Annotated in this window: 22 protein-coding genes; 15 read left to right on the top strand and 7 right to left on the bottom strand. The window is 38.3% G+C overall.

Features of this window, described 5'->3' with window-relative positions:
- The 9 genes from AC13EX_RS10220 to AC13EX_RS10180 all read left to right on the top strand — a co-directional run.
- Positions 1-725, top strand: a 725-nt coding sequence (locus AC13EX_RS10220) for a hypothetical protein (protein WP_482892600.1), incomplete at its 5' end; no start/stop codon positions are given.
- Between the two features lie 220 nt (positions 726-945).
- Complete coding sequence (locus AC13EX_RS10215; RefSeq protein ID WP_482892599.1) at positions 946-1,824, top strand: RHS repeat-associated core domain-containing protein; 879 nt, start codon at positions 946-948, stop codon at positions 1,822-1,824.
- Complete coding sequence (locus AC13EX_RS10210) at positions 1,817-2,035, top strand: hypothetical protein (RefSeq protein WP_482892598.1); 219 nt, start codon at positions 1,817-1,819, stop codon at positions 2,033-2,035. The genes AC13EX_RS10215 and AC13EX_RS10210 overlap by 8 nt, the downstream gene beginning before the upstream one ends.
- A gap of 7 nt (positions 2,036-2,042) precedes the next feature.
- Entirely contained in the window at positions 2,043-2,492 is a 450-nt protein-coding gene (locus AC13EX_RS10205) for a hypothetical protein (protein WP_482892597.1), read from the top strand.
- 269 nt (positions 2,493-2,761) lie between these two features.
- The gene (locus AC13EX_RS10200) at positions 2,762-3,511 is read left to right on the top strand and encodes a hypothetical protein (RefSeq protein WP_482892596.1); all 750 of its coding nucleotides are present in this window, start codon (positions 2,762-2,764) and stop codon (positions 3,509-3,511) included.
- Positions 3,465-4,247, top strand: coding sequence for a hypothetical protein (locus tag AC13EX_RS10195; protein WP_482892595.1), 783 nt, complete (start codon positions 3,465-3,467; stop codon positions 4,245-4,247). Before AC13EX_RS10200 ends, AC13EX_RS10195 begins: the two co-directional genes overlap by 47 nt.
- Before the next feature lie 924 nt (positions 4,248-5,171).
- On the top strand, positions 5,172-5,765 hold the full coding sequence (locus tag AC13EX_RS10190; RefSeq protein WP_482892594.1) for an energy transducer TonB: 594 nt from the start codon (positions 5,172-5,174) through the stop codon (positions 5,763-5,765).
- A gap of 704 nt (positions 5,766-6,469) precedes the next feature.
- On the top strand, positions 6,470-6,856 hold the full coding sequence (locus tag AC13EX_RS10185) for an addiction module protein (protein WP_482892593.1): 387 nt from the start codon (positions 6,470-6,472) through the stop codon (positions 6,854-6,856).
- On the top strand, positions 6,853-7,056 hold the full coding sequence (locus AC13EX_RS10180) for a hypothetical protein (RefSeq protein WP_482892592.1): 204 nt from the start codon (positions 6,853-6,855) through the stop codon (positions 7,054-7,056). Before AC13EX_RS10185 ends, AC13EX_RS10180 begins: the two co-directional genes overlap by 4 nt.
- A gap of 1,336 nt (positions 7,057-8,392) precedes the next feature.
- Here the strand turns inward: AC13EX_RS10180 and AC13EX_RS10175 are convergent.
- Complete coding sequence (locus AC13EX_RS10175) at positions 8,393-8,683, bottom strand: hypothetical protein (protein ID WP_482892591.1); 291 nt, start codon at positions 8,681-8,683, stop codon at positions 8,393-8,395.
- Positions 8,684-8,833: 150 nt separating this feature from the next.
- Here AC13EX_RS10175 and AC13EX_RS10170 point away from each other — a divergent pair, with 150 nt between their 5' ends.
- Positions 8,834-9,337 carry a toxin-antitoxin system YwqK family antitoxin gene (locus AC13EX_RS10170; protein ID WP_482892590.1) on the top strand — a complete coding sequence of 168 codons (504 nt, stop codon included), beginning with the start codon at positions 8,834-8,836 and terminating at the stop codon, positions 9,335-9,337.
- 260 nt (positions 9,338-9,597) lie between these two features.
- Here AC13EX_RS10170 and AC13EX_RS10165 read toward each other — a convergent pair whose 3' ends face one another.
- Positions 9,598-11,460, bottom strand: coding sequence for a carboxypeptidase regulatory-like domain-containing protein (locus AC13EX_RS10165; RefSeq protein WP_482892589.1), 1,863 nt, complete (start codon positions 11,458-11,460; stop codon positions 9,598-9,600).
- Between the two features lie 212 nt (positions 11,461-11,672).
- On the opposite strand from AC13EX_RS10165, the gene AC13EX_RS10160 reads away from it, so the two are divergent.
- From AC13EX_RS10160 to AC13EX_RS10150, 3 genes are all read left to right on the top strand, one after another.
- A complete protein-coding gene (locus tag AC13EX_RS10160) occupies positions 11,673-12,914 on the top strand; it encodes a YncE family protein (protein WP_482892588.1) in 1,242 nt (413 codons plus the stop codon).
- A 69-nt stretch (positions 12,915-12,983) separates the two neighbouring features.
- The gene (locus AC13EX_RS10155) at positions 12,984-14,981 is read left to right on the top strand and encodes an IPT/TIG domain-containing protein (protein ID WP_482892587.1); all 1,998 of its coding nucleotides are present in this window, start codon (positions 12,984-12,986) and stop codon (positions 14,979-14,981) included.
- A 1,346-nt stretch (positions 14,982-16,327) separates the two neighbouring features.
- A complete protein-coding gene (locus AC13EX_RS10150) occupies positions 16,328-16,876 on the top strand; it encodes a hypothetical protein (protein WP_482892586.1) in 549 nt (182 codons plus the stop codon).
- A gap of 220 nt (positions 16,877-17,096) precedes the next feature.
- Here the strand turns inward: AC13EX_RS10150 and AC13EX_RS10145 are convergent, their stop codons facing one another.
- The 3 genes from AC13EX_RS10145 to AC13EX_RS10135 form a co-directional block, all read right to left on the bottom strand.
- A complete protein-coding gene (locus AC13EX_RS10145) occupies positions 17,097-17,351 on the bottom strand; it encodes a hypothetical protein (RefSeq protein WP_482892585.1) in 255 nt (84 codons plus the stop codon).
- Between the two features lie 421 nt (positions 17,352-17,772).
- Complete coding sequence (locus AC13EX_RS10140; RefSeq protein ID WP_482892584.1) at positions 17,773-18,645, bottom strand: alpha/beta hydrolase; 873 nt, start codon at positions 18,643-18,645, stop codon at positions 17,773-17,775.
- A 399-nt stretch (positions 18,646-19,044) separates the two neighbouring features.
- A complete protein-coding gene (locus tag AC13EX_RS10135) occupies positions 19,045-19,461 on the bottom strand; it encodes a hypothetical protein (RefSeq protein WP_048642577.1) in 417 nt (138 codons plus the stop codon).
- 291 nt (positions 19,462-19,752) lie between these two features.
- On the opposite strand from AC13EX_RS10135, the gene AC13EX_RS10130 reads away from it, so the two are divergent.
- Positions 19,753-21,150 (top strand): arylsulfatase, encoded by a 1,398-nt coding sequence (locus tag AC13EX_RS10130; protein ID WP_482892583.1) that lies wholly within the window; start codon positions 19,753-19,755, stop codon positions 21,148-21,150.
- A gap of 371 nt (positions 21,151-21,521) precedes the next feature.
- On the opposite strand, the gene AC13EX_RS10125 is transcribed toward AC13EX_RS10130, so the two are convergent.
- The gene (locus AC13EX_RS10125; RefSeq protein WP_482892582.1) at positions 21,522-22,970 is read right to left on the bottom strand and encodes a sodium:solute symporter; all 1,449 of its coding nucleotides are present in this window, start codon (positions 22,968-22,970) and stop codon (positions 21,522-21,524) included.
- Positions 22,971-23,036: 66 nt separating this feature from the next.
- On the opposite strand from AC13EX_RS10125, the gene AC13EX_RS10120 reads away from it, so the two are divergent.
- Complete coding sequence (locus tag AC13EX_RS10120; protein WP_482892581.1) at positions 23,037-26,102, top strand: serine hydrolase domain-containing protein; 3,066 nt, start codon at positions 23,037-23,039, stop codon at positions 26,100-26,102.
- 99 nt (positions 26,103-26,201) lie between these two features.
- Here AC13EX_RS10120 and AC13EX_RS10115 read toward each other — a convergent pair whose 3' ends face one another.
- Complete coding sequence (locus AC13EX_RS10115) at positions 26,202-26,609, bottom strand: response regulator transcription factor (protein ID WP_482892580.1); 408 nt, start codon at positions 26,607-26,609, stop codon at positions 26,202-26,204.
- Positions 26,610-26,952: the final 343 nt, after the last annotated feature.

Below are 26,952 nucleotides of genomic sequence, written 5' to 3'. Positions count from 1 at the left end.
TTTATTCTGCAACCTTAAAATACAAAAAAGAAAACCCCGAAAAAAGCTTTAAACAGCTAAATTCGGGGTTTTTGTGTTATGTTTTTGTTAATTATTACGCTGGTTATCAGGTAATTAATAAATCAGCAAGAAGCCCTAATTGGAGGTGTTGCCGGTGGGTGGATTGGCTCAGAGGCGGCAGGAGCAATAGTAAAAGAGATCCATTACAGAAATTAGAAAAAATGGTTTGGTTATCAAATATTGTTTTTTACAATCTTTTTAGGTTTGAAAAAAGAACTCAAAAGTTCTTTACCTATCCAGTATTATTGTTTTTAAAAAACAAGAAGGTTAGGGAAAGTTATAAGAAAAGAGGGGTTATCAATCCTGAAAAGGAAGTCGTTAAAGCACTTGACAACCGAGAAGTTGGGATAAGTAGTATATTGTCAGGAGGCCATTATATGGTGTTGTTCTTTCTGTTGACTTTTGGAATTGTAAATTTTGTTTCCGGTTATTTAAGGACAGAGTTCAATCTAACATTAGCTCACTTTGCGGCTATGGCCATTTTTTCATACGGTTTTGCTTATTTATTTTCATTTCGTGAAGATAGATATCTTGAATATTTTAAAGAGTTTGAAAATCTCCCTAAGAATATAAAAAATGGATCTGGTTGGATGACATTCTTTATAGTATTGGGAGTTTGGACATTTGGTATTGGCAGTTTTGTTTTCCTCAATTACAGGCTTTAATCTGTTTGATATTTACCAAAAGCCCGGCAAGTCCCCAAGCTAGGTGTCGTCCACTACACCTTTTTATTCAAAACCTCCTTGAAAATCGTAATCCTATTTAAGCCATTTGCAATGGCATGCTAAAGCACAAATTGGTAAAATAAAGTTTAAAATTTTGACCACTATATGGTTAAATTTCTGTAATAGCTATTAGGTGGTTAAGTAGTTTTCTATATCACTATTGTTTCACAAAAGACTTACCGGGGCCAATCAGCATGAGATTTTAGAAGAAAAATTGTATATTTCACAAGACGGATACATGGAAACCGTCTTGGTAAATGAAACCGCTGAGGACGTTTGGTTTGATGATTTTAGTATTTCTCGTACCCCCTCAATTGTGATCCAGGAAACCCATTATGACCCTTGGGGGCTTGAGTTGACTGGGCTAGGGTATCAGAATGGTGGTGTCAATGAAAATAAGTACCTCTATAACGAGAAGGAACTGATCTCTGACCTGAACCTCAACCTATACGACTATGGGGCGAGGATGTATGACCCGGTGATAGGAAGATGGGGAGTGGTGGATCCTTTAGCGGAGGTTTATTTCGATCTCTCGGCGTATAATTATGTAGCAAATAATCCAATTAAATATATTGACCCAGATGGAAGGTTCATAGGAACCATAGTAGGAACAGTCGTAGGAGGGGTTGCTGGTGCCTATAATGCTTATAAAAAGGGAGGCGACGTTTTAGCCGGAGCAACCGAGGGAGCCGTTTCAGGAGCTATTGCTGGGGCTACAGTTGACCTAGTTGTGGGTGCCACTGTTGCGTCTGGGGGGACTTTAGGTGTAGTAGTATTGGCAGGTGCAGCTGGTGGTGCAGTTGGCGGGGCTGCAGGGGGCATAGCAGGAGATGCTGCCGGGCAAGTAGTTGCAGGATATAACAAGGGGGAAAGTGTTTTGAATGCAGCTAAGAATATCAGAACTAAAGACTTTGCAGGCAAAGCCATTGAAGGGGCTGTAACCGGAGCAATCGGAGGGGGGCTAGGGGGTGTTGTTGGTAAAACTATGAAAATGGTCGAAACATCTACCTCTTCTTTTTTTAAAAACTACCATGGGTGAAAGTATTGAGGAAACAGCAAAAACAATCAGACAAATAGGAGCTTCAACCGGGCAATCTCAAGCTGTAATAAATGCTAATGTTGATGTGGTAACGGAAACTATGAAAAATGGAATGGCTAATGCAACTAAAGCTACCAACTCAAATATAACCAAAATTTCTGCTGGAAGTGCAATGACTACCGAATCGATAATTAAAGTTATACAAGAATAGCAAAAAAATGATGATTAAAAGGTTAGTAAAAATAGTCTATTTAATAGGCGTATTTTTTTGGTGTGGCATGCTTTTGAGTTCAGTTTTTAAGTTAATAGGATACAATGAAATTTTAGAAATATTTAGCTTTAGAAAGGCTACGACTACGAATTACGAAATTTTAGAAAATGGTGCTGATGAGAACAGTTTAAGCATTCGTTATTCCTATAATGTTGGAGATATGGAGTTTCATAAAAAATTAGAGGTAGCTCAAACTTATTATAAAGAGAATTTTCAGGTTTCTGCTGACAGCACAATAGAAGTTAGTTATAATTCAAATTTTCCCCATTTAAGTTATATTACTAGGCTTCCTCTTGAAATAAGAAAGGAAAAGACAGGCATGGTTATATCTTTAATCTTCATAGGCTTTTTATCTGTAATTTATTTTTTTGGAGTTAAAAAACTGTTTTCAGGTTAGATTGCCTCTCGTGGTCAACGAAACTCTGGTTCGATGACTTTACGGTAATTAGTACCACCTCCCCCCATTCAGGAAACACCGTATAGCCTTTCCCGATAGCGTATCGGGAATCCTTGGGGTTTGGAGTTGAATGGGCTAGGGTATCAGAATGGTGGTGTCAAGGAGAATAAGTATTTGTATAATGGGAAAGAGCTGATCGAGGACGAAGGGCTGGAGTATTATGATTATGGGGCGAGGATGTATAGCCTGTCCCGCATATCGGGAATCCGGTGATAGGAAGATGGGGAGTTGTGGATCCTATGGCAGACCAAATGACAAGACATTCGCCCTACAATTATGCGTTTGATAACCCTATAAGGTTTATTGATCCGGATGGGATGATGCCATGTTGCTCAGGTGGGACAGGGCCTGCTTTAAGAAATTCTCCAAGAGTAGCCAATGTGTCAAACCTTAAAAAGGTTTTGTACCGGACGGCAAAAATGCATAATTCTGGTATTGCGACAATTGGCAGAAGTGAAGGGGCGCTTGTAAAGATACAAAAATTCCATACGAGTAGAGGGAAAGGGAAAAATATGTACGGTTTGACATCTCCTGCTGCAGGGCCACCTGAAAATTTCGACAATACACATACCTTTGGAAACCTTTGGGGCAATGCTGCCAAATTAACTGTCCAGATCCTAGATGATGCTAAGACAATAACAAAGATTGAATCATTTGATGAGGTCGGTAAGTTTGAGGTTTCCATTGGCGCGGACTATTTTGTGGATGATTACAATACGACACAGGAGCTCATGGGACTACAGGAACAATGGGAAAATAGCGTCATGGAAAGAGCGAGGGGAGGATTGTCCCCTGAGGAGTTTGGGCAGCTTCCAAATGAAGAGCAAAGAATGAAAATTGGGCTTTCTAAGGTATTGTCAGGCTCATCGCCATTGGGGATAATAGAGAACATGTTAAAAAGGCAAAAGCCTGATGAGACAGAGAATAGGAGGAACAATGTGGTTAGAGCAGGTAATTAATCTTTTTAAGAATAAACCCAAGTGTCCTATAAGAAACCCAGACAGGGTTGTGCTGGATAACGGGTTTTTTCATCTAATCCAGGAATTTGGAGAAGAGTTTGTTTTGAATTCAAAGATTTATAGTAATCCCATAGAGATAACGGGTAAGGTATTTAGAGGAGATGAGCTTTATACCCAGCTACTGTTTCAGAAACTGGGGGATATACTGGAAGTAGATTTAAGGCAAGTTGAGTTAGGATTATTCAATGAAACAGGGGATGTTTTTCTGGACTCAGGAGTTATGATGGTTTCTGAGGATGGAGGTGAGTTTGCGTCCAGTAAATTCACTGAATATTCTGACGGAAGTGCCGAGATATTGATTAACAGCAGATATATAAAAGATTTCTGTTGTTTGGTGGTGTCCATTGCGTTTGAACTCATTCGGTTAAAATTAAGGAGGGAAGATAAGGAGTATGCGGATGATGATGTTATACTGGAACTGGTGCTTTTGTTTTTTGGCCTTGGAGTTTTCAATGCGAACAGTTCGGTTGCTAAAATGAAAACTTGGTCAGGGGATTTAAGTAGTGGGTGGAATATTGAAAAGGGTCCAAGTCCGCTTTCCCCAGAAGCCCATGGCTATATACTTGCATTATTTGCAAGTTACAGAGGCGAGAACAATCCAGCTTGGGCAGACAGTCTAGAAAAGGAGGTAAAAAAAGTCTTTTATGAAGGATTGAGGTACTTAAAGGTTCGCTAAGAAAAATAAATAAGGAGAGAGATGGCCAAGAAAAGTAACAGCCTATATATTTTCCCTTTGGCAGTTTCCGTATTGTTTATTCTAATGGGGGGAGCAATGATTGTAAAAGGGTTGGTAGCTTATGGAGTAAATAGTCGGACATTGAAGATGTCAGGGTTGGGGGGGCACCTATTCATATTGGTAGGGGTTATTTTTTTGATTGTCACCTATTATAGTTTGTCACCCTTTAGTAGGATCAGGAATATCAACTTCAATTTTTTCAAGAGAAAAAGAAAAAAAATCGCTAATAAAACTGCTTAAGTTTTTTTGTTTGGCATTGTGTCCCGTCCTGAAAAAAGTTTACAGTTTTATGGAAATCATTTGGATACGATCTTTAGTAAGGGTGTGATATTAACCTGTTCTCAAAGGAGTATCCTACCGGTGGCTGAGCGGAGCCGAAGCCATGGGTTAGCGTATCCTAAATACCTACCTCTTCGGCTCCTCTCAGGATCCGGTAATCCATCTCAATAGACTTTAAAAATCTCTTCAAACGACTCTATCAAGTCATTAGTCCATTTAGTTACGCACGAAACAATCCTATCAGATTTGTTCACCCTAATTCCATGTATCCGTGTTGGATAACTAACAGGAAGCTTATCGTGATTAATGATTGGTTGTAAACCGATTTGTCTTTAATAAAGTTGGTTTTTAGGTATAATTTAGTATTTTTATACCGTTAATCTATTAAAACATAAATTTAAGCACATGATATGTTTTTTAATTAGATCGTTTATATTTTCTGTTTTTACCTTGGGTCTGGTGTTGACACTCGATGCCTAGGTCCAGGAATTTAGCTATTTAAACAGGTTCCAGTTTCCTATTTCGGATACCACAAAATACCAGGCAAAATATTATCAGCAATCTTTTGAAAATCAAGACAGCCTGGTGGCAGGGATATATACCCTGGACCACAGTATTTATAGTAAGAAAACTGTTTATTTTGATGAGGAAAAGGAAGAAACCCTGAGCAAAACATTTTTATATGATTCATTGGGCAACGTAAAATCTTATAGGGAAAAGGATTTTGTTTTGGCATATGAATTTGAAATTGGTTTTTATCCCAATGGTATTGTGAAATCAAGGAGGGTATCCAAGTCAGGGGAAGAAGAAAAAGTCGAATTTTTTGATGAGAAGGGAAATCCTACAGCTCCTCCAGCTGCTCTTGAAGGAGTTATGCCTACCCCATACGGAGGGATGGTGGGTTGGAATAATTATTTGGCTGAGAATTTGGAATTTCCTCTGAATGCCTTGTACAGGGGAAAGGGTGGCACGGTCTACATTTACTTTTGGTTGGATAAAGAGGGGAACATCGTAAATCCAGAAATTATGAATCCAGAACAAGTCTATGCCTCCCTGGCCGAAGAAGCCCTACGGGTAGTTAGGGATTACCCCCATCAATGGACACCTGCCCAAAAGGACGGTGAAAACATTTCAATTGCTATGCGCACGCCCATAAGATTTGACACGCCAAAACGTTAAAAATGGGTTAAAAGGGCAAGAGACCAATATGGCGACATAATTCATCCACTAGGTGTAATATCCACTGCACCCAAGTATTCCTAACCTCCTTTAAAGTCGTGAACCCTTTAAGGCCATTTACAATGGCTTACTAAAGTACTTCTTAGGAAACAAAAGTTTAAAATTCTGACCACTATAGGTCTAAGGCTCGAAAATGGCACCCAAACTGATCAAATCTTTGTCCTCAAATTGTAAAGTATTATAAGTAATGCCTGTGTAGAAAACCTATTTTTAGTTATGAGAAAGGCTTATCAAATCAGCGATCGGGAAATGTCGATTTTTTAACAGTCCGATGGGTGGACTGGGCGGATGTTTTTTCAAGAAAGGATTACAGGGACATTATCCTGGAAAAACTTAACTTAATCGAGAAATCGAGCATAGCTAGATCGACACACTGTGGGATGAATACTGTTTCGAGATTTCAATAAGTTTAACAACAATAAACTGCTCAAAAGGATAGTGGAAAGACCTGAAGATTATTTATACTTTTATGATAAAAATTAGACTTGATTGAAAAAGATTATTTGTGATTCCTAGAAGTCCGGACATCAAAGAATTGGACAGCGACCTGGTCAACTCTTTACGAAGGAAATACTCCAGGTATAAAAATTTATTCCGCGTCAGAAGCTTACCCATCGGCCTTCGGATCGGGCAAAGGAATATTATTGATTGAAGTACGTCAGCCACAACAGCATTGCCATAACAGAACGCTTCAAAAGAGTAAGCATGCAAGACCAGAGAAAGTCGCTGAATCAATATCATTAATTAAAATGAACCTAAAAATGTTAAATAATCGTTATTTTGTGGAAAAGGAAATAATCATGGGAGCAGCACAAATCAGAGAATTACTACATGAATACATTAATAAAGCGGATGATCGCTTTATTAACTTAATGTATGCCATGGTACAGGCAGACATGAAAGAAGAGAATTATGAGCTGTGTGATAAACATAAAAAAATATTAGATGAAAGAATAACAGCACATAAGACTAACCCATCAACAGGATCTAGCTGGGAGGAAGTAAAAGCCCGAATTAAAAGTCAGCTATGAAATTTACTTGTATCATTAAGCCAGAAGCAGAACTTGACATTTTAAGGTCTGCACAATGGTACGAGAAAAAGCAGCAAGGTTTAGGATTACGATTTTTGGATGAGGTTGAAGAAAAGCTGGATTTGATTACTAGGAACCCACTTAATTATCAGGTTAGGTACAACATTATTCGATTTTCTTTGATAAAACATTTTCCGTAGGCCATTTATTTTCTTGTAGAAGGTAAGAAAGTGATTGTTTTAGCCGTTTTAGGCACTCGGGAAGATCCTGAGAAATGGCAATAGCTTATCCTACTGGGCTGCTCAGACTGCTTGTAGGTGTGTCGTGTATTCCTTGATGTGGATTAAAAACAGGTTATGTAAAAGATGATAGTAGGTCTACCGCTATCGCTGTGTAAGGGGAGGATGCCAACCCACCTAGGTGTAATTTGCAATTACATCTTTCTATCCATCTTAATGAAATTTAGGAAACCATTCTAAAATGGCCATTTGCAATGGCCAACTAAAACCGACCCTAGGTATTAGATGGAAAGGAGATAAAATAATTTCGAGATGTTTTTTCCGGGGAAGTATTTCCGGAGAAACAGAATGCATCAATTTATCCTTTTCTTTAAAAGCTTTAAGTAGGGCTTGATTTGTCTTACCGTAGTTATAAAATACAAAATCCAGAAAATATTTTAAAAAAAATGCCCTAAGCTCTTATAGTGAAAACCCGGTCTTGGTTCATGCGCTCATTTTAGTAGCAAATCATCCGGAAAAAAATCATCAATGAAAATCAAAAAAAAAGACACATAATTTAAAAGGAATCTTTCTCTAAATTTTTTTGTAAAACTTAAACTTTATTTTGTTGAAAACATTATAGTTTTTCTTAAATTTAGATAAGGTTGAGAAGAATAATTACAGCTAAGCATCAATATGTCTTGAAACAATTAGATGTTTAGCAACTTATGGTCTAGTTTATAGTGAAATATCCTTGTCAATTGATCCTTAATTATGATTATTGGTTTCCCCTCCCTGGGTGTAGTATCCAATACACCCTTTTATTTATAACCTTCTTGAAAATCGTAATCCTATTTTAGCCATTTACAATGGTATACTAAAGCAGATCTTAATAAACGAAAGTTTAAAATTCCGAACACTATTAAGCTAAGGCTCAAAAATGGCATTGAAACTGTTTCAAGGTTTGTTCTTTAAACGTTCAGTATTCATTTGTAATCCCTGTGGAGATAAACTATTATTAGTTGTGAGGAAGGCTTGTCATATGAGCAATATAGGAATTCCGTATTTTTTAATACCCCAAGTGGTAGGCTGGGTGATGTGTTTTCGTGAAAAGATTACAGGGGTTTATCTTGGAGAACTTAACTTACTGCAGAAATCGTGCATTACGACATGGCCACATTGGGGGATGAATACTGTTTCGAGATTTCAAAAAAAAGGATTACCAAGAAACTGCTCAAAATGATAGTAGAAAGACCTGAAAAAGATTTATAAGCTAGTGCTAAAAATCGCTGCATTAAAAAGGCTTGATTGAAGTGGATTATTGGTATTTACGTAAATTTTCAATTAAATCTGCCATAAAGTGCGATTTAGCATTTTCAAATCTTCTTTCTCTTTCTTTTTCTGATATACCTTCATCCAATAATTCACTCAATTCTTTTTCTTTGGTTTGTATTAGATCATTTAGAAATGGATTATTTCTCCTATCTGGATTTTCTGCCTTTGATAGTTCAATAGCTTTCTTTAGCAAATTCATCATATCCAAAATGGCATCCTTAGAGTATTGTAACTCTTCCAATTCACTTTTAATCACTATTATAGTTTCATTCATATTATTTCAGGTAATTTAAGACAATGGTATGGAATTTAACTAAAATAAAATAATATGATATTTTTCTAATAATTTAGTTGAAAGGATAGGGTGCCCTTGCCTAAGTGTAGTTAATCCATCACGCTTTCTTCCTCCTCTAGTGGGTTTATTGTGCCATTAAACCCAGGTGGGGTAAAAAATGGAAATGTTAAATACTATGATGAAAATGGAAGAGTTTTTCAATCATCCAGTTTTAAGAACAACGAATTGCATGGTGCCAATGTTAATTATTATCCGTTCGGAAAGATAAAATCTAAAATGACCTATTACAATGGAAACTTGAATGGTGATTTTTATTCATATTATGAGCAAGGGAACTTAAAAATGAAAGCATATTATGAGGAAGATGTTTTAATTGATTTCCTTTCTTATAGCCTCGAGGGAGAAGTAATAGATCATTTAATCCAATATGAAATAATGGAATCCAATTATAATTTTAATGTCAAAAGCCTTAACCAGTACTTTGATGTAGTTGTGTTTCTATGGGGATACAAGATCATAATGGAGAAATTAAAACTATTGGAGAAAGTATTTCTAATGATGGCATATTTACACTTCCAGTCCCAGAAAAATATAGGGGAAGGGATAAATTTTATTTTCAACTTTTTGAAATAGATTCATTGGAAGACAATCCTGAAGAAGGTGTTGTAAGGAGTAAAATAGAGTTTGAGTATGAAAGGATTAAAGAGTGAAAGGAAGATTTATATTATAAATATAATTAATAATCGTTCTATTTATAGGGAATCAGGCACTTACATGTAGGTGTGTCGTGAAGTCGTTGATATGAATCAAAGACATGTTGTTCAAAATATGTTAGCTGGTTTGCTGTAATCGCTGCGTAAACGGAGGTTGCAAACCGACTCTATTTGCCCAATCTATCTTAATTGTGTAGTGGGAAACCGAACCAGGTATGAAGTGATTTTATTTGCCGGTGCATTGGAATCAATTTGATCTTTTTGTGCAATAAGGTATTTCCCATCCAATGTAACCGTTATATTTCTCCAGATCGCTCCAAAACTAGGGAATCTTTTTACGATTTCCCCTGTGGTAAAGTCAAATAAAAATAAATCACCATATTCCTCAATCCCATAAAAATGAGTATCGGAAACTCCATTATAGGCAAAATCGGCGGAAAGAATTTTAGCCTTATGGCCCCAATCAAGGTAATTATTATTAACCAACACACTAATATCAGATTGATGTACCAAAACAATGATATCCTCAACTCTATTATATAGCACTTGATTGAAGGATGCCATTCCTGTTAAGGCCTTGACAGTGATTAAAGGGCTCCCATTCTGTCCGAGTTTCATTAAGCCGTAGGTGAAATGTCCTCTAGCATAAAAATATAGGCTGTTTTGGTCAGGGCTTGCCTCTAGTGATCTGACATTGTGGTATTTGTCTTCGCCGTATCCATTTTGCGGATGGGAAAAAATTCGGTTGTCATCGGTTGAATCAATCATAAACCATTCTGATCCACTAGTACCGGCTATATAACATGTAAAGATGCCCATGCCATCGTTTTTGAACGCCATTTCCACTACTCTATAGTCATTTTCTGGTCTTAATGGCACGCTAGGTAAGGCAAGTCTTTCCATAACTATTCCGGAATTGGGATCCACTACCGCTATTTCAGATCTTCCCCCCACGTATAATAGTTGGTTATATGGATTTAATGTGATGATACTATTGTATTGGCTTGAAGGGGTCCAAGGAAACTCCTTGAGAATGGTTAAGGTAGACAGGTCAATCTTATAAATTTTATCGGGGCTTTGGGTAAGTACCCATTGGCTGTCCTCATCCGGGACATTAAACCTGCTGGCAATCATCCCATTCAATTGCAAGGACTTGGAAAAAAACTCAGCGCGGAATTCATCAATAAATAAATTTCCATATTGATCTTCCCACTCAATGTGAAAAGGATAGGAGAATCCTAATCTGCCACAGCCATAAATAAAGGTGGCTAAATCCCCCTCAGTATTGTAGGAGGCTTCGGACACTTCGCCTAAGCAACCTGTAAATATAGAGGTGATTCGTTTAATATTTACCTCTCCGTTAAATTGGATTTGAACGCGACTTTTGGTTTCAGATAGGCTTTCACCAACTATTCCCTCGACGCTTAAAATTCTGGAAGGAAGTGCTTGAAAGACCTCAATCACTTTCTCCACATTGCCAGCCAAAATTTTGATTTGACCTGTTCGATTTTCCGGCCCTTCCTCATTACTATCCCATTTTACTAGAATAGTACCTATCCCAATTTTACTATCTTCCGATACACTTAGCCATGTATCGACTGATGTTGCAGTCCAAATAGCATTGGATTCCACAGAAAGTTTAATTTCGCCGTTAACCACGGAAGCATTAATCACCTCATTTGAAACAGAAATTTCTACGTTGCCAGCTTCTAGGGAAACGCTCTTCTCGTTTATAATACTTCCTGAAACACTGATTTTTTCCGAACGCCCGATATAATTTTCTTTGGAAAAATTTATTGTATAGTCACCTCCATCCAAGTTTTTGATCTGGTATCTTCCAAATGCATTTGTGGTTGCCTGGTGTTCCATATTCCCAGACTGAACGGAGACCTGTACACCTTGCAAGCCGACTCCTGAAGATGTAACATACCCAAAAATATGACCCTGAAAAGTCGGCGTCTCTTCTAAATCTTCAGTACAACTTATAGAAAATAAAAAGGCAAAAACCAGTTGGACAATCAAAAAACTACGTCCTATACGCATACAAAAATATTAATTTATCGTTTGCGAAATTAAATAATAAGTTGATTATATTTGTGAACTGTAGAAAAAAGTTTTTATATTATTACCAACCGATCATTTTTATAGCCCATATGTGGAGGAACCACCTTTTTTTTGGCTGCCAATTTTTTGGATTGCTTATAATCGTCTTTGGATGCCAACTTGACGAAGATGATATCGAGCCTATACCGGGCATGGATCTATCTAAAACGACTGTTTTTATAAATCACTTGGAGAGTTCTGGGGAATTTGAAATTATAAATACAGGAAATGTCCCGCTAGAATGGAATGTGTCCACCACAACCGATTATTACATGATTTCTCCCTTTAATGGAATACTGGCTCCAGGAGAATCCATTAATCCGAAAATAACTGTATTCAAAGAAGAATTACCGGAAGGCGTTTTTCCATCAACAATTTACCTCCAAACAGACAAGGAAATATTTAAACAATTATACGTTGAAATTATTTCATACACGGAGCAAAAATGGTTGTTGGATGTAGGGATAGTGGATGCGGAGTATAGCAATGCTCTGGATAAAATAGTAGCGGCATCAAATAACAATTCACTGTTACTAATTGATGGCTCAAACCAAACAATAAAGTCAGTGGAGTTAGGTATTCCGGCAACTGCAGTATCACTTCATCCGGACGGCAGGCATGCTGTGGTAGGACATATAGCAGCAGTTTCCGTGGTCGATTTGGAACAAGAAAAAGTCCTGAAACAAACGGGCCTCCCTTTTGAGATGTTTGATCTTGTAGCAGGACCAGACAACTATATTTACATTAACCCTGCCGGATATCAACATGGAGGGTCGCTTTATAATTTAAATTTGGATAACAATCAAGGCCAGTGGTCATTTGGTGTTTCCATAGACGAAAAAACTAAACTTTCCTTACACCCATCGGAAAAATATGTTTTTGGGGTGAATATTGACAATGTATATAAATTAGACATCTCTAACGGCATAGCTGAACTTACATCTAAGGCACCGTATCATCCTGGTTATAAGATTGGGGGTGATATTTGGATACCTGAATCCGGAAACCATTTCTTCGCAAGAACCGGCAATGTATTTAGGATATCCGAGGATAATTTATTTGACTTTACCTATCTGGGTAAGACCTCATCAGGCGATTATTTTTTAACCATCAACCATTCTCCCAAAATCAGCAGAATCTACGGAATCCATAAGGTTGGGAATAAACAGGATATGCTGGCTATATTCGACTCCAATTTTCAATTATTAGAAGAGACACCTTTGCCAAATTTTTTAGTTGATAATTCAAATGGAAATTTTCAATTACTAAAATCCCATACACGCTTCGGTTTTTTTAATGCCCAAAGTACCGAATATTTTATTCTAAACCATTCCTCAAATCCAACCCAGCCCGGATCGGGTAAATGGGCACTTACCAGCATTGCTGTCAAATAATAATTAAACAATTCTTCCAGACAAAGAATGGAAACTCGAATTCTCGGTAAAAAGCAAAATTTTTTTAGCATGAAATCGCTCAATTTCGTAAAAATCGCTTTGCTAATCTCTTGTATTTCTTTATTCTATAGTTGTAGTGAAGAAGAACCAACGCTACCTTCTGAACCTACGATAGAAACTGGGGTTGTAGCCGTCAAAGAAATAGGTGGGGCCACTTTCAGCGGACTTTTAACAGGTCCAGAACGCATTACAGATCATGGTTTCATTTATGGGCAAGACTCTCTTTTAATATCGCCTTATAACAATAGGTTGTCCTTAGGTAGGCCCATTGAATCAGGAACCTTTACACATGATTTGACAGTGGGCTTGAAAGGCGCTGAAATTTACTATTTCGGAGCCTATATAACCGTTGACGATGACTATCAATTTGACGATATTAAGCCATTTTATTCTAATGGGAGTGTTCCCCCGGAAATTGATCGGATAAATCCTGAAAAAGGGCACCTTGGAGAAGAAATTATTATATATGGTAAGAATTTTGGCACCAACCGTTCCTATACTCAGGTGAAATTTGGGGACACCTATTCAGAAACTTATTATGTAGTGGATACTGCTATTTATGTGAAAGTACCTGCAAACCTGCCAACTGATAAAATGCAATTAACGGTAACAGTTTTAGATAAGTCTACTGATACATCCTTCGAACTTCATACTCCTGAAATTCAAAAAATTACTCCTGAAAGCGCCACATTTAGGGATATTATCACGGTTCAAGGCGCTCATTTTGATACTATTCCTACTCAAAACGAAGTTTGGCTTGGGGATATCAAAGCCATCTCTATCTCAAGTACCAGAGATGAAATAAAATTTGTCGTTCCCGATGATCTTCAGGTGGGCACTACCGTAATTAAAATAAAGAGTCAAGTACAGGAAGTAATATCCGAGCAATTATTCTCCCTGCTACCGCCTGAAATTTTTGAATTTCCGGCATGCGCAGACTCTGATACCCAAATTGATATCAAAGGTGATAACTTTCATCCCAATTTTAATAAAAACAACGTGTTTTTCGGGGATACTAAGGCGGAAATTATAGGTGGAGATAAGAAAAATCTACAATTGAAGGTTCCCCACGGCCCCTTTCCCAAGAGTAAATCCAAAATAAAAGTACAGGTTTCGGATGTGATTGTTGAGACGGACAGAGATATTTGTATAACTGACAAATGGGTAATGATCAGTAATTCATTATCTTTTTATTTTTATAGAGGCATTGGAACTTTCTCCTTTCCTGACAACGGGTATGTTTTGTCCATCTCCTATGACAGTAGAGATAGAAATCTTTGGGAATTTGATCCGAATAGCGAAGCTTGGACCAAAAGTGATTTGCCATTTGCTTCAGAGTACAATGGGTCAAGTTCCAACAATGAGAAAAAGGGATATGTCTACTTAACTACTGAAAAAAATAATTTTTGGGAATTTGACCCTGTGAGTAAGCAATGGAGAGAATTGAAGGATTTTCCCGGATATAAAAGATACGTTAGTGCTATGTTCTGTATCGGAAATCACGTTTATCTGGGTGCGGGCAAGATTTCTAGTTTCGGAAGTACAACCTATTATAAGGATTTCTACCGATATGACATTGAGACGAATACTTGGGTTCGACTCAAAGATATTACAATCCCTTCATTAGGAGTCAGGAGGCCTTCAACTTTTGTTATTAATAACCAAGCTTACCTAGCAGGTGGAGATTTATCTAACGGTCATCACGATTTCTGGAGGTACAGCCCCAGTGAGGATCGATGGGAGCAGATGGCCGATCTTCCAGATGCTTACCACAGAGATTTGAGTTTTTCGCTGAATGGAAAGGGATACCTTACGGATAGAGATGCCTATGTTTGGGAATATGACCCTCTATCAGATAGTTGGGTAAGCTTCTATAGATATGGCCATTTTAGCAAACACGAAGGATTTGCCTTTATAACTGATGGCACTGCTTACATTGGCGGTGGAATTAGTAATTCTACCACCAAATCTCAACCTTGGAAAGAATTTTTCCGGTTGAGAAAATAGGCTTAGTGTTGGCTAAAGTAAGGATCTATGTTCTTTTACAGATAGAAATTTATGGAACTGTTTCACTCGTTTCTGCAATAAACTTTTTCAATAATTTGTTTATTGCACTACATTCGTCTACCTGAGTTGATTTTTTTGAATTCCTACCCAGGTGTAATTTACAATTGCACCTTTCTATCCACTTTATCGAAATTTAGAAAACTATTCTAAAATGCCCATTTGCTATGGGCAACTAAATTCGATGCTAGATATTAGATGGAAAGCAGATAAAATATTGTCGAGATTCTTGACAGCGCAGTAATTCGGGTAAACAGGGCAGCTTATTTTTATTTAATTGCCGGCAACCAATCTAGTGTTCCGAAAGCTAAAACGCTTGACCTTCAACTCAAATTCAAACCAAGGAAAAGTTTAATTAATGGTTATTTATCCTTTCCCCTTAAACAAATTGTACTTTATGGTGATAGTTTTTTAGAAGTATTTCAGTATATTACCTGAGGCATTTAATGAGAGAAAAAGCAGATCCATGAAATTTGATAAGTCCTATTTAGTTTTACTATTTACATTTTTAAATATTTTCCTATTTGCACAAAATACCAGTGGCAAAATTTTTGAAACTACTTTTCGGTGGAAGCCTGAAAATGGGAAAAATGGATATTCCTAACTTCTTTTAAGTCATGAACCTTTTTATTCCATTTGCAATGGCATTCTAAACCACTTCTTAGTAAACGAAAGCTTAAAATTTTGACTACCGCCTGGTTTAGGTTTGGATAGGTTGCCAAACTGATCTCTGCTCAGCCGCCAAAAGACTTTTACTTCAATCAGTGGTCGACAGGATTAGGCCTCGCTCAATTGCCTTTCTTTGGTAAAGCCAGTAATTCAGAAAATTATAAAGCATCTTTCTTGGTAGCGGATAGAATTTCAATATTGGTTTGGAATTATTGTTCTATTTCTAAAGATTAGCTTAAAAAATACACTATTGGGGTGTTTTTTTTAATAAATAAACCCTTATCTTTCGAAAAAGAAAGAATTAGTAGGGGTCGGAAAGGTTTTTTAAAAATGGGTCGGAATCGGTATAACGCAATCGTAGAGCGAATTTTTTGTTTGAGAAGAAGGGGTGACATCTCCTTTGTAAGGTCTGAGCAAACAGGGTAAATAATGATCAAGTGAATTTGCTTTGCAGTGGACTAGCGAAAAATTAAAATTTTTTTGTACAACTTCAAGCCTGCCTCTCAAGGTTGGTACAGGAGATAACCCAGACCAAAATTCACCACAAATAACAGAGTTATACAAAACCATTCTCGGTTTAAAAATACAGCATTTACATAAACTAAATAAATAAAAACAGAATGAAAACAAGCTTATTATTTCAATTGTCAGCAGTGGCTATTTTGACTGCATTTCTATTCACTTCCTGTTCTGAAGAGGAGGAACCAGAGGCCAATATAGGTACGCTAACGTGTAAAATTGGTGGAGAGACATTTACAGCAGTTTCTTTTGAAAATACCTTGGTAGGAGATGACACAGGTAAAAGATTCGACGTAAGGGCCACCGATGCATCAGGAAAAACACTGATAGTAACAATCAATGACGATGAACCTTATGGGACCAACTTTTCACATATAGGTGAAAAAGTCTACGTGGATTTCCTCAAAAATACACCTATAAACCTCGCTACCATAGGGACATTGATACATGTAGACCAGACATTTTTTATGACAAGCTGGGATGGAGAGGAAACTGGATATTCTTTGATTTCAAGTTCCGATTTATCAAGTAAAAGGGTTAGTGGTGTCTTTGAATTTGAACTCGTAAATCCTTTCAACAATGAAATAATTCCCGTGACGGAAGGGAAATACACCAATGTGACCTATATTTCAGCCCCTATACCCGATTGAAATTGACGATACCCTCTGGAGCCGGATTTTGATATGGACCAGAAGTAGGTGTAGTTTTTTGACTACACCTTACTTTAAAATAAAAACAACGTTAGAAAATCATCTCATTCAGGCCATTTGCAATGGCCTGTCTCAAACCCTTTTTCAGCAAAATCCTCAATAAAATACAACTCCTTATCAATCTTATAAAACTTTAAAAAATCATCTTAAGACCACCCTATCAAGCCCTTACTGTCTTAGGTTTAAACTTAAGGAAAACAAGTCGGCCCAGTAAAATCCAGGGGAAGCCATGCATTAAAAAATCTCCCCAATCGATTAATTGCATGCCATGGGCACCACCTGCTATCCATTTGAGTTTGCCCCAAATATGCGGCTCTGGGAAAAAGGGTGCCAATCCCAACCAGGCACACATAATCCCTACCAAAAGCCAATTATTAATAGGGTTCTTAGTTGTTTTAACTTCTTTATTTACCATTTTATAGTATTTCGTTTTTGATGTAATCATTAATTACCACCAAACAGGACCCGCAGCTAAGCTTTATTTGTCTGTACTAAGGTAGAAGGGTTACCTCATTAAAGTGGTGACAATTGTTACAGTAAATAATTCCCAAGCAAACTTTATCTTAGAAGCTGTTACTTCTTTTGGTTTTTTTACTTTGACTAACTGCTTGATTTATATGAGTGCACATCAATTACAGGATTGGCACCAACTTAACTCAGCCACTGATGGACTTCGCTCAGCTACCGCAGCTGGGTGTGATTTGCAATTACACCTTAATATTAATCAAAAATGTACTTTAGAAAACATTCTGTACCGGCCATTTGTAATGGCTTCAAATGCTCTCTCAGAAAAATATCCAAGACATTTTCTATATTTAACAGTCCTTGATTTTAGATTATTTTACTATCCCTTTAAGCCAGGTTTCAGCCAATGCTGGCCAGGATTCTCCGGCTGGGTTGCCATCCCTTAGTCCATACCCATGTCCGCCTTTGGGTAGTAAGTGCAAGGAAACAGGTACTTTGTTGTCTCGCAATGCGGTCGCCATCACTAGTGCACTGTTGGCATGCGTGTCATCAGCTGTTGCAAAAAGAAACATTGGAGGAGTGTTTTCGTCTACTTTCAATTCAGGGGTTAGGCTTCTGTTTTCTCCTTTGTCCAGATAAGCAGGGTAGATCAACATGGCAAAATTAGGCTTTGATGACACTTTATCCTTGGCATCTTGAGGTGTATAGGTTTCCTCATCGTACCTTGTGCCTGCTCGTGCAGCCAAACTTCCGCCTGCAGAGAACCCAATTACACCAATTTTGTAAGGGTCTAATTTCCAGTCACTTGCCCCACTTCTAACTATGCGTATGGCACGCTGTATATCATTCAAAGCGCCATCTTGTTTTTGCGGTACTTGGTATTCCAGTACAAAGGCAGTGTAACCCAAGGTATTCAACCATTCGGCCACTTCATATCCTTCCTTATCGATGGCCAAGATTTTATAACCTCCTCCAGGACAAACAATAACGGCTGCTCCATTATTCACATTTTCATCTGGTAAGAATACCTTTAAAGTAGGATCGGTGACATCTGTCAGCCGAGTAACTCCACCACTATTGTTGTCTGTGACTACCGCAGGCTGTTTGGGGGCCGTCTCTCCTGGTACGTTGCCAGGCCAAATGTGAATTAGCCCATCTTTTTGCGCGTGGGCCACGAAAACAAGAGAGAAAAACAAGGAACAAATTGTAAACAATACCTTTATTGGCTGCAGTTGTATTTTCATGGGGGGCTTAGGTTCTTGACTTTTAAGATCAATTCAATATTAAAAATGGTTTGATTGTAAATTCCCGACATAAATTATGATAAGGAAGAAAACGAGGCTTGAATATACCCTAAAAAAAATATTCTACCAATAGCTAATCATAGCAATGGTAGAGGGTGGGTATCCAAAAAATAATAGTTGTAATTCTTAAATCCTGAGTTGAACCCGGATTATGTAATAGAAGGTCTATTGCATAATTCGGGTTAAAAATTAACTGAAAAGAGGGAGTGTAATTTTTAAAACGTTCATTTAAATCAGCATTGAGTTGTTCTGCTTCAGGGTAACTTTCATTAAAAATTCGATCTAAAATAAATATAGACCTAACCAATAGCCTGCCTGTTAGAACCACCTATTAGGAATTTACTCCTCCATCTTTAGTTCATTCTTAAGCACTTTGATGGTCAGGACATTATTGTCGGAAGAGATTATTTGCCATTCCTCTACTGTTTCTCCACCCCAGAAAGTACCTTGAATATTTAGAATGTCACCGTCTTTGGTCCAGCTGCCTTCAAAATCACTTGTGACAATAGGAGGAGTGCCACAAAAGCCGCTGTTGGCACGGTGAATAAAAGTGCCATCACCAAGAAAACGATAGCCATAAGTGTTGTCCTGCAATTTATTTACTTTTTCCAAAGTCATCCCAGTTTCATTATAGGAGACATTGCTCCATGAGCCAACAGGCAAAGGACCTGTGTCGGAAGCAGAAAGTAGAGGATCTTCCACACAGGAAACAATAAAAATTAGGGCTATAAGTAGTAGTGTAAATGGGTTTTTCATGGCTTTTATCTTTCGTTTTACCCAAGACGTAGAGAAAATTGGTTTTGTTGAGGTTAGATTTAAAAACCCCCATTTTTTTTATGTTATAATGCTTTGAGAGGGGGATATTTTGGTTTTATGGGTATTTAAGGATACCGTGTTTCAATTGGTTAATAAAATTTACGGAGAGAATTAGACAATCGCTCCACCAATGATCCAAGCTGAATTGGTATATTGTCTTTGAACTAGCAGTGGAACCCGTTGAGGTATTGAGGGTGGAAATAAAACTATTCTTTTAAAAGACTAAAACTGATGCATTTACTAAAGAAAATCATGGGGTTGGGACTATTGATTTTATCGATAGGCTTCCAAACTGTTACCGCACAGCAAATCAATAATGGAGATAGGCCTAATATTATTTTTATCATGGCCGATGATTTAGGATATGGTGATTTAGGTGCTTATGGTCAGCAATTGATCCAAACACCAAATATAGATGCCTTGGCCAGTGAGGGCATGATGTTTAGTCAAGCTTATGCCGGTGGGCCAGTTTGTACCTCCTCCAGATCTGTACTTATGACCGGCTTGCACAATGGGCATACAGTGGCCAGAGACAATGTGCCGCATTATCCTACTTATTTAAAGGAGGGAGATGTCACCTTGGCTCAGGTGTTAAAGGAGGCAGGATATAGAACAGGAGGAGTAGGGAAGTGGTCTTTGGGGGATGCCCAAACGGAAGGCCGAGCCACCAATAAGGGATTTGATACCTGGACAGGTTATTTAAATCAGGACCATGCCCATTATTATTACCCCAGTTACCTGGATCATGACGATAGAAAGATTCTATTGCCGGATAATCCCATTCTAAGAAACAATTACAGCCATGATGTTCTCACGAATGGCACTTTAAACTTTATCCGTGAAAATAGTAAAACCCCTTTCTTTTTCTATTCTGCCTATACCCTTCCTCATTTTTCAGCCCTCGAAGAAGATGAACACGGTGTTACGGTCCCTTCCACCTATCCTTATACGGACAAAGACTGGCCCGAAGCCGCTAAAAAATATGCAGCCATGATTTACCGTCTTGATAAAGATGTGGGCAAAATCGTTAAACTCATAGATGAATTGGGGATTAGAGAAAACACCCTAATTATTTTCACTTCAGACAATGGAGGACATAGCAATACATGGAAAGGATTCAAAACCAATGGACAATTAAAAGGGTACAAGCGGGACATGTACGAGGGAGGAATAAGGGTTCCTTTTATCGCCTCATGGCCAGGCGTCATTCCTGCAGGTCAACAATCTGATGCGCTGATAGGCTTTCAGGACATGTTGCCCACCTTTGCCGGTTTGGCCAATGCGCCTATACCTGAAAATATCGATGGTATCTCTGTAGTTGATGCCTTGAAAGGGAAAGTCCTTACTGAAAATAACCGTGTGCTCTACTGGGATTTTGGACATACCCGACAAAGGTATGATCAGGCTGTTAGGATTGGAAATTGGAAAGGAATCAGAAGAGGGAAGGGCCAAGCAATAGAAATCTATGACCTAGCTAGGGATATTTCCGAACAGCATAACTTGGCCAATGATCATCCTGAACTGGTGAAAAAAATCGATAGGCTAATGGAGACGATGGTGATTCCTTCCCCAAGGTATCCTGTGGGAGAGGTATACAAAGGAGGGCCGATCTGGAAAAAAGACTGGTAAAAGGACGCAATAATTTCAAGTGAAAAGAAAGTACTTTTCCGTACATTTTCGGACACAATTCTGTACGGAACCGTAGCAAGAAAAGCATCTTTAATTTATTAAGGGCCTTGAATTGATGTTCAAGGCCCTATTTGGTTTTTGGCACTTAATTGGTCTTTATTCTTTTCAAAGATTCAATTTTATCCATGAGAATATTTACCGGAATGATACTTTGGGCCATTTTGTTGGTGCTTTGCTGGCCCCTTGCCATAATTGTTTTATTGCTCTACCCGCTAATTTGGTTGATATTATTGCCTTTCCGTTTGCTTGGATTTGGGGTAACCCTTACCCTTTCTATGATATTTGCCTTATTTATGTTGCCTTTTACTCTTTTACGCTGATGTAGCTCCTTTGCTTGAAAGGAGTAAGCCGATGTAGGTGATAGCCGCATTTACGAGTAATATTTCAAAGCCAAATTGAAAACCATCGAACCAGTCGGCGGAATTCCAGTCGAGTATAAAAGAGAGGAAAGGGCTTAAAAGACAAATATAAGGGACAAACTTGTCTCTGACGGCCATTTTATTGCTCAGTCCAAAAGCAAATAGGCCAAGCAAAGGACCATAGGTAAATCCTGCAGCTTTAAATACCGCACTTACCACACTTCTGTCATTCACCTCATTGAATACCACAATGGTTAAAAACACCAGGAAAGTAAAGCCAATATGGATCCATCGTCTGGTTTTATCCTGATTGATGTTTTTTCGCTCGGGTAATTTGACTATATCTATGCAGAAAGAGGTAGTCAAGGCTGTCAAAGCGGAGTCGGCACTTGAGAAGGCCGCAGCCGTAATCCCTAGTAAGAAAACTACGCCCGTCAAGGTTCCAAAGTGATTCAGGGCCAGGTAAGGAAATAACTCGTCGGTGGCTTTGGGTATAGCTATGCCGTTTATTTCAGCATAATGGTAAAGCAGTACCCCCAAACCCAGAAATAAAAGGTTGGATAAGAAAAAGGTAATGGAGAACCATAAGATGTTTTTCTGGGCGTCTTTTTGATTGCGACAGGTTAGGTTCTTCTGCATGATATTTTGGTCCAGCCCATTCATCGCAATGGTAATGAAAATACCTCCTGCAAACATTTTAAAGAAATTCTGACTTGTATTGCCTTCCCAAACGAAAATGGAAGAAAGGTCGCTTTTATTAACTATAGCAAGCAATTCACCACCACTCACTCCAAGTTGGTTTCCGATTACGACTATGGTAATGAAGACTGCTAAAAGCAAAAAGAGGGTTTGCAATGTGTCTGTCCATACGATGGTTTTGATACCGCTTTTGTAAGTATAGAGCCAGATCAAGACCATGGTGGTCAGTATAGAACCGTAAAAAGGAATGCCAAAGGCATCGAAAAATGCTATTTGTAGAACAGTAGCGGCAAGAAAAAGCCTAAACGAAGCACCAATGGTTTGAGAAATAAGAAAAATGCTTGCGCCGGAAACATAGGCTTTAGGTCCAAACCTAGTTTTCAGGTATTCATAAATAGAAATTAAATGCAACTTGTAAAACAGTGGTATTAGCACCAATCCAATAACAGCGTAGCCCACCATATTGCCCATCACAAATTGCAGGTAGGCCCATTGGGTATTGCCTACTTCGCCGGGAACTGATATAAAAGTAACGCCTGATAAGGCGGCTCCTACCATGCCAAATGCCACTAAAAACCAAGGTGATTCTCTGTTTCCTGTATAAAAAGTTTGGCTGTCAGATTTCAGTGATGTGAGGTAACTAATCAATAACAATAGTGCAAAATAGATGGCGATTACACCAAAAACGAGCAGTGGACTCATGGTTCTCTTTTTAAAATAAATTTTTATACCCAATGATAGGCATTTTCTTTAAATCATTTTAATGAGATGCAACAAAAGTGGTATCTTTCAACCGAAATTGATTTGTTTGAAAGTATGACCGATAATTTTAAGAGTACCAGAAATGCTTTAGGCAGGAGGAGCCCCAACCATTCGTTACTTGATTTAGCAAAAATGGGATTGCTGACTTTACTTTTGCTAACCCTTAATTATATTTCCCTCTTTGCGCAAGCACCACCATTTTTGGATGGGAAATACGATCATTGGGCGGATTCGGTTTTGTCTACATTGACTCCAGAGGAACGCATTGCGCAGTTGATCATGATTCCTGCTTACTCCAATAAGGACAAGGTACATGTAGATTCCATTGCAGGATTGGTGGAGAAATATGGTGTGGGAGGAATTATCTTTTTTCAGGGAGGCCCAGTTCGTCAAGCACATATGATCAATCAATTTCAACAACTTTCTAAAGTGCCATTAATGATAAGCCTTGATGGGGAGTGGGGGCTGAAAATGAGGTTGGACAGCACTGTGCGTTTCCCTTATCAGATGGCTTTAGGTGGAGTGGATGACGAAAAGCTTATTTATGATATGGGCGCAGAGGTGGCAAGGCAAGCCAAAAGGGCTGGGATTAATGTGAATTTTGCACCAGTAGTGGATGTGAATAACAATGCCAATAATCCAGTGATTGGATTTCGCTCCTTTGGTGAGGAAAAAGAAAATGTGACCAGCAAATCCCTGGCCTATATGAAAGGCATGCAGGACAATGGAGTTCTGGCTTCTGCCAAGCATTTTCCCGGTCATGGAGATACCAATGTTGATTCGCATTATGGGCTTCCCGTGCTTAACTTTTCTAAAAGACGCCTAAAAGATTTAGAATTGTATCCTTTTCAAAAATTGATGGACCAGGGATTGGGGAGCATAATGGTCGCCCATATGGAGATACCTGTTCTTGATAGTGCAGAAAACAGTCCTTCCAGTTTGTCCAAACCTATCGTTACAGACTTATTGAAAAATGAGATGGGCTATAAGGGGCTTATTTTCACCGATGCTCTTAATATGCAGGCTGTGGCAAAATATTACCCTCCGGGGAAAGTGGATGCCAAAGCATTGGTAGCAGGCAATGACATGTTGTTAAATACCATGAATGTTCCTGCCGCAATTACAGAAATAAAAGCAGCGCTTGGACGAGGGGAAATTAGTCAGCAAGAAATAGACAAAAGAGTGCTCAAAGTTTTAAAAGCCAAAGCATGGCTTGGTCTGGATAAGTGGGAACCGGTTGAAACGGAGCATTTAATCGCAGATTTAAACAATTCAGAAGCCAATTTTTTAGCTGAGAAGTTAACAAAGGCTTCACTTACCCTGCTTCGTAACGAGGAGAATGTGTTACCCCTCAAGGGGCTAGGAAAAACAAAGATTGCAAGCTTGTCCATAGGGGCAAACCAAAGGACTGAATTTCAGCATTACCTTGATAGATATAGTCCTATGGATCATTTTATTTTTCCTAAAGAGGGAAGTATCGAAGATATAAATGCATTGAATGAAAGTCTTTCTGACCACCAAGTAATCCTGGTAGGAATCCATGGTTTGGGAATTAGAGAAGGCAGGAATGATTTTGGAATTAGTCCTGAGATGGTGACTTTACTGAGATCACTTATTGAACAGCATACAGTGATTGTTAGTGTTTTTGGTAATGTATATAGTTTGGGGAAAATTCAAGGCTTGGAGAATGCTGCTGGAGTCATAGCCGCCTACCAGGAAACTCCCTTGACCCAAGACCTTACAGCGCAAATGATCTTTGGAGGGATTGGTGCAAGCGGGAAATTGCCTGTGACCATAAACCATGCCTTTAACAGAGGGGATGGATTGAAACTTGAAGGAGGAATAAGACTGGCTTATACCTTGCCGGAAGGGGTGGGCATGGCTTCTATGAATTTAGATGGAATAGATTCCATGATGCGGACGGCCATCAAAATGAAGGCCATTCCTGGAGGTCAGGTGTTAATGGCAAAGGATGGCAAAGTATTTTACCACAAAGCTTTTGGTTACCATACCTATGATTCTTTACAAGAGGTAAGGGTGGATGATATGTATGACCTGGCATCCATTACCAAAATCAGCACCTCTTTGGCAGCTTTTATGCATTTAAAAGGAGAGGGCAAGTTTGATGAAAACCAGACATTGGGCCATTACTTGAAAGCAGCCAGAGGGACCAATAAGGAGAATTTGGTCTACCGGGATATTTTAACCCACCAGGCAAGGCTGCGTTCATGGATTCCTTTTTGGATGTCCACGGTTAGAAAAAGCGGGAAGTTCAAATGGTATACCATGAAGGTGGATTCTTCCAGACGTTTTCCTATCAAAGTGGCTGATAAGTTGTTTATACATCGTAAATATGACAGTAAAATTTATAAGGAGATACTTTCCTCTCCTCTGAATGCTGAGCCGGGATATGTTTATAGTGACTTGTCATTTATTCTTGCGCCTAAGGTAGTGGAGGAGATTACAGGGGAGAAATTTTATACTTATCTTGAAGAAAACCTTTACAAGCCATTAGGGGCCGGAACACTCACGTTTAATCCTTATTTAAATTTTGAAATGGATCGAATAGTTCCTACAGAATATGATTCTGCCTTCCGGAAGCAACTTTTACATGGCACGGTCCATGATGAAGGTGCGGCCATGTTGGGTGGAGTCAGTGGACATGCAGGTTTATTTGGCACTTCCAATGACCTGGCCAAGTTGATGCACCTTTATCTTTACGATGGCTTGTATGCAGGGGAGCAGTTAATTGCCTCAGGCGTGGTGAAGGAATATTCCAAATGCGTGTATTGTGAAGAGGGGAATTACAGAGGAATGGGATTTGACAGACAGAACAAGCCGGGAGATCCTAATGGCAATGCAGCGGCAAGTACCTCTGAGCAAAGTTTTGGCCATTCTGGTTTTACAGGTACATATACCTGGATTGATCCGGAAAATAAAATCGTTTATGTATTCCTCTCAAATAGAGTTCACCCTACAAGGGAAAACAGAAACATCTATAAATTAAATTTACGTACGAATATTATGGAGGAAGTTTACAAGGCGATGAAAAAAGCAAGGTTGAATGAATAATCTATAAACCTTTCCCAAAAGAAAAGTTAGACGATCAATACCAATGGTTTGTGAAAGAGCCACCAATAATAAATGGCAATGGACCAAGCTACAGTTTAATCAATACTGTCCTTCTAGGATTTTGGCTTTAAGTTTTTTTACTTTATCCAGTGTTAGTGGTTTTACAATATAATCACTGACATAATGGTATTTTTTGGCTTTGTCCATTTCTTCCTGATTAATGGAAGAAGAAATCACGAAGATTTTTATGGGATGATCGTAGGAAACACTTCCAATCTTATCCAATAATTCCCAGCCATTCATCAGGGGCATATTGATATCCGTAAGGATTACGTCTGGCAAAGGCCCGTTTGTTGCGATTCTGTGATGAAAATCTTCCCATGCCTCTTCTCCGTTTGAAAAAAATAGAGCTTGATTGGTAAACGAAGTTATTTCCAAAATTTTTTTTGTACCAAAATTATACAGTGGATCATCATCTACTATATAAGTAAGCCCTATTTTACACATAAAAATGATTTTTTTCTCGGAACATTCGTAAAAGACTTAGGTTTATCAATCACAAAACCTTTTGCCAATGCTCAAATACATATAGGCATTTGTAGAAAGTGAAACAATTGTCTCAAAGTAAATTACATTTTAGGTTAAATTCGAAAGGTTTACTTATCTCTATAGGCCTATTCTGATACTCGGATAATTGCAATACTAATTCTACGGTCTTAACTAAGTTAAATGTAAATGATTTAATTTAAATTATACTCTTTTTATTTAGAAAATTCAAATATATAACACTTTTTAAGGTCTTGGTTCAATATTTTAATTCCATTAATATGTGCCATTTATGCTAAAAACC

It is taken from the genome of Cyclobacterium sp. L-R, assembly GCF_056859355.1.
This window is presented reverse-complemented; position numbering and strand designations above follow the sequence as displayed.

Excerpts from the sequence above, each read along its gene's own strand:
- AC13EX_RS10195 (WP_482892595.1), top strand. The coding sequence starts at position 3,465 with ATGAGACAGAGAATAGGAGGAACAATGTGGTTAGAGCAGGTAATTAAT.
- AC13EX_RS10165 (WP_482892589.1), bottom strand. The coding sequence starts at position 11,460 with ATGCGTATAGGACGTAGTTTTTTGATTGTCCAACTGGTTTTTGCCTTT.
- AC13EX_RS10175 (WP_482892591.1), bottom strand. The coding sequence starts at position 8,683 with ATGAATGAAACTATAATAGTGATTAAAAGTGAATTGGAAGAGTTACAA.
- AC13EX_RS10150 (WP_482892586.1), top strand. The coding sequence starts at position 16,328 with ATGAAAACAAGCTTATTATTTCAATTGTCAGCAGTGGCTATTTTGACT.
- AC13EX_RS10120 (WP_482892581.1), top strand. The coding sequence starts at position 23,037 with ATGCAACAAAAGTGGTATCTTTCAACCGAAATTGATTTGTTTGAAAGT.
- AC13EX_RS10210 (WP_482892598.1), top strand. The coding sequence starts at position 1,817 with ATGGGTGAAAGTATTGAGGAAACAGCAAAAACAATCAGACAAATAGGA.
- AC13EX_RS10160 (WP_482892588.1), top strand. The coding sequence starts at position 11,673 with ATGGATCTATCTAAAACGACTGTTTTTATAAATCACTTGGAGAGTTCT.
- AC13EX_RS10125 (WP_482892582.1), bottom strand. The coding sequence starts at position 22,970 with ATGAGTCCACTGCTCGTTTTTGGTGTAATCGCCATCTATTTTGCACTA.
- AC13EX_RS10140 (WP_482892584.1), bottom strand. The coding sequence starts at position 18,645 with ATGAAAATACAACTGCAGCCAATAAAGGTATTGTTTACAATTTGTTCC.
- AC13EX_RS10130 (WP_482892583.1), top strand. The coding sequence starts at position 19,753 with ATGCATTTACTAAAGAAAATCATGGGGTTGGGACTATTGATTTTATCG.
- AC13EX_RS10135 (WP_048642577.1), bottom strand. The coding sequence starts at position 19,461 with ATGAAAAACCCATTTACACTACTACTTATAGCCCTAATTTTTATTGTT.
- AC13EX_RS10180 (WP_482892592.1), top strand. The coding sequence starts at position 6,853 with ATGAAATTTACTTGTATCATTAAGCCAGAAGCAGAACTTGACATTTTA.
- AC13EX_RS10115 (WP_482892580.1), bottom strand. The coding sequence starts at position 26,609 with ATGTGTAAAATAGGGCTTACTTATATAGTAGATGATGATCCACTGTAT.
- AC13EX_RS10155 (WP_482892587.1), top strand. The coding sequence starts at position 12,984 with ATGAAATCGCTCAATTTCGTAAAAATCGCTTTGCTAATCTCTTGTATT.
- AC13EX_RS10205 (WP_482892597.1), top strand. The coding sequence starts at position 2,043 with ATGATGATTAAAAGGTTAGTAAAAATAGTCTATTTAATAGGCGTATTT.
- AC13EX_RS10145 (WP_482892585.1), bottom strand. The coding sequence starts at position 17,351 with ATGGTAAATAAAGAAGTTAAAACAACTAAGAACCCTATTAATAATTGG.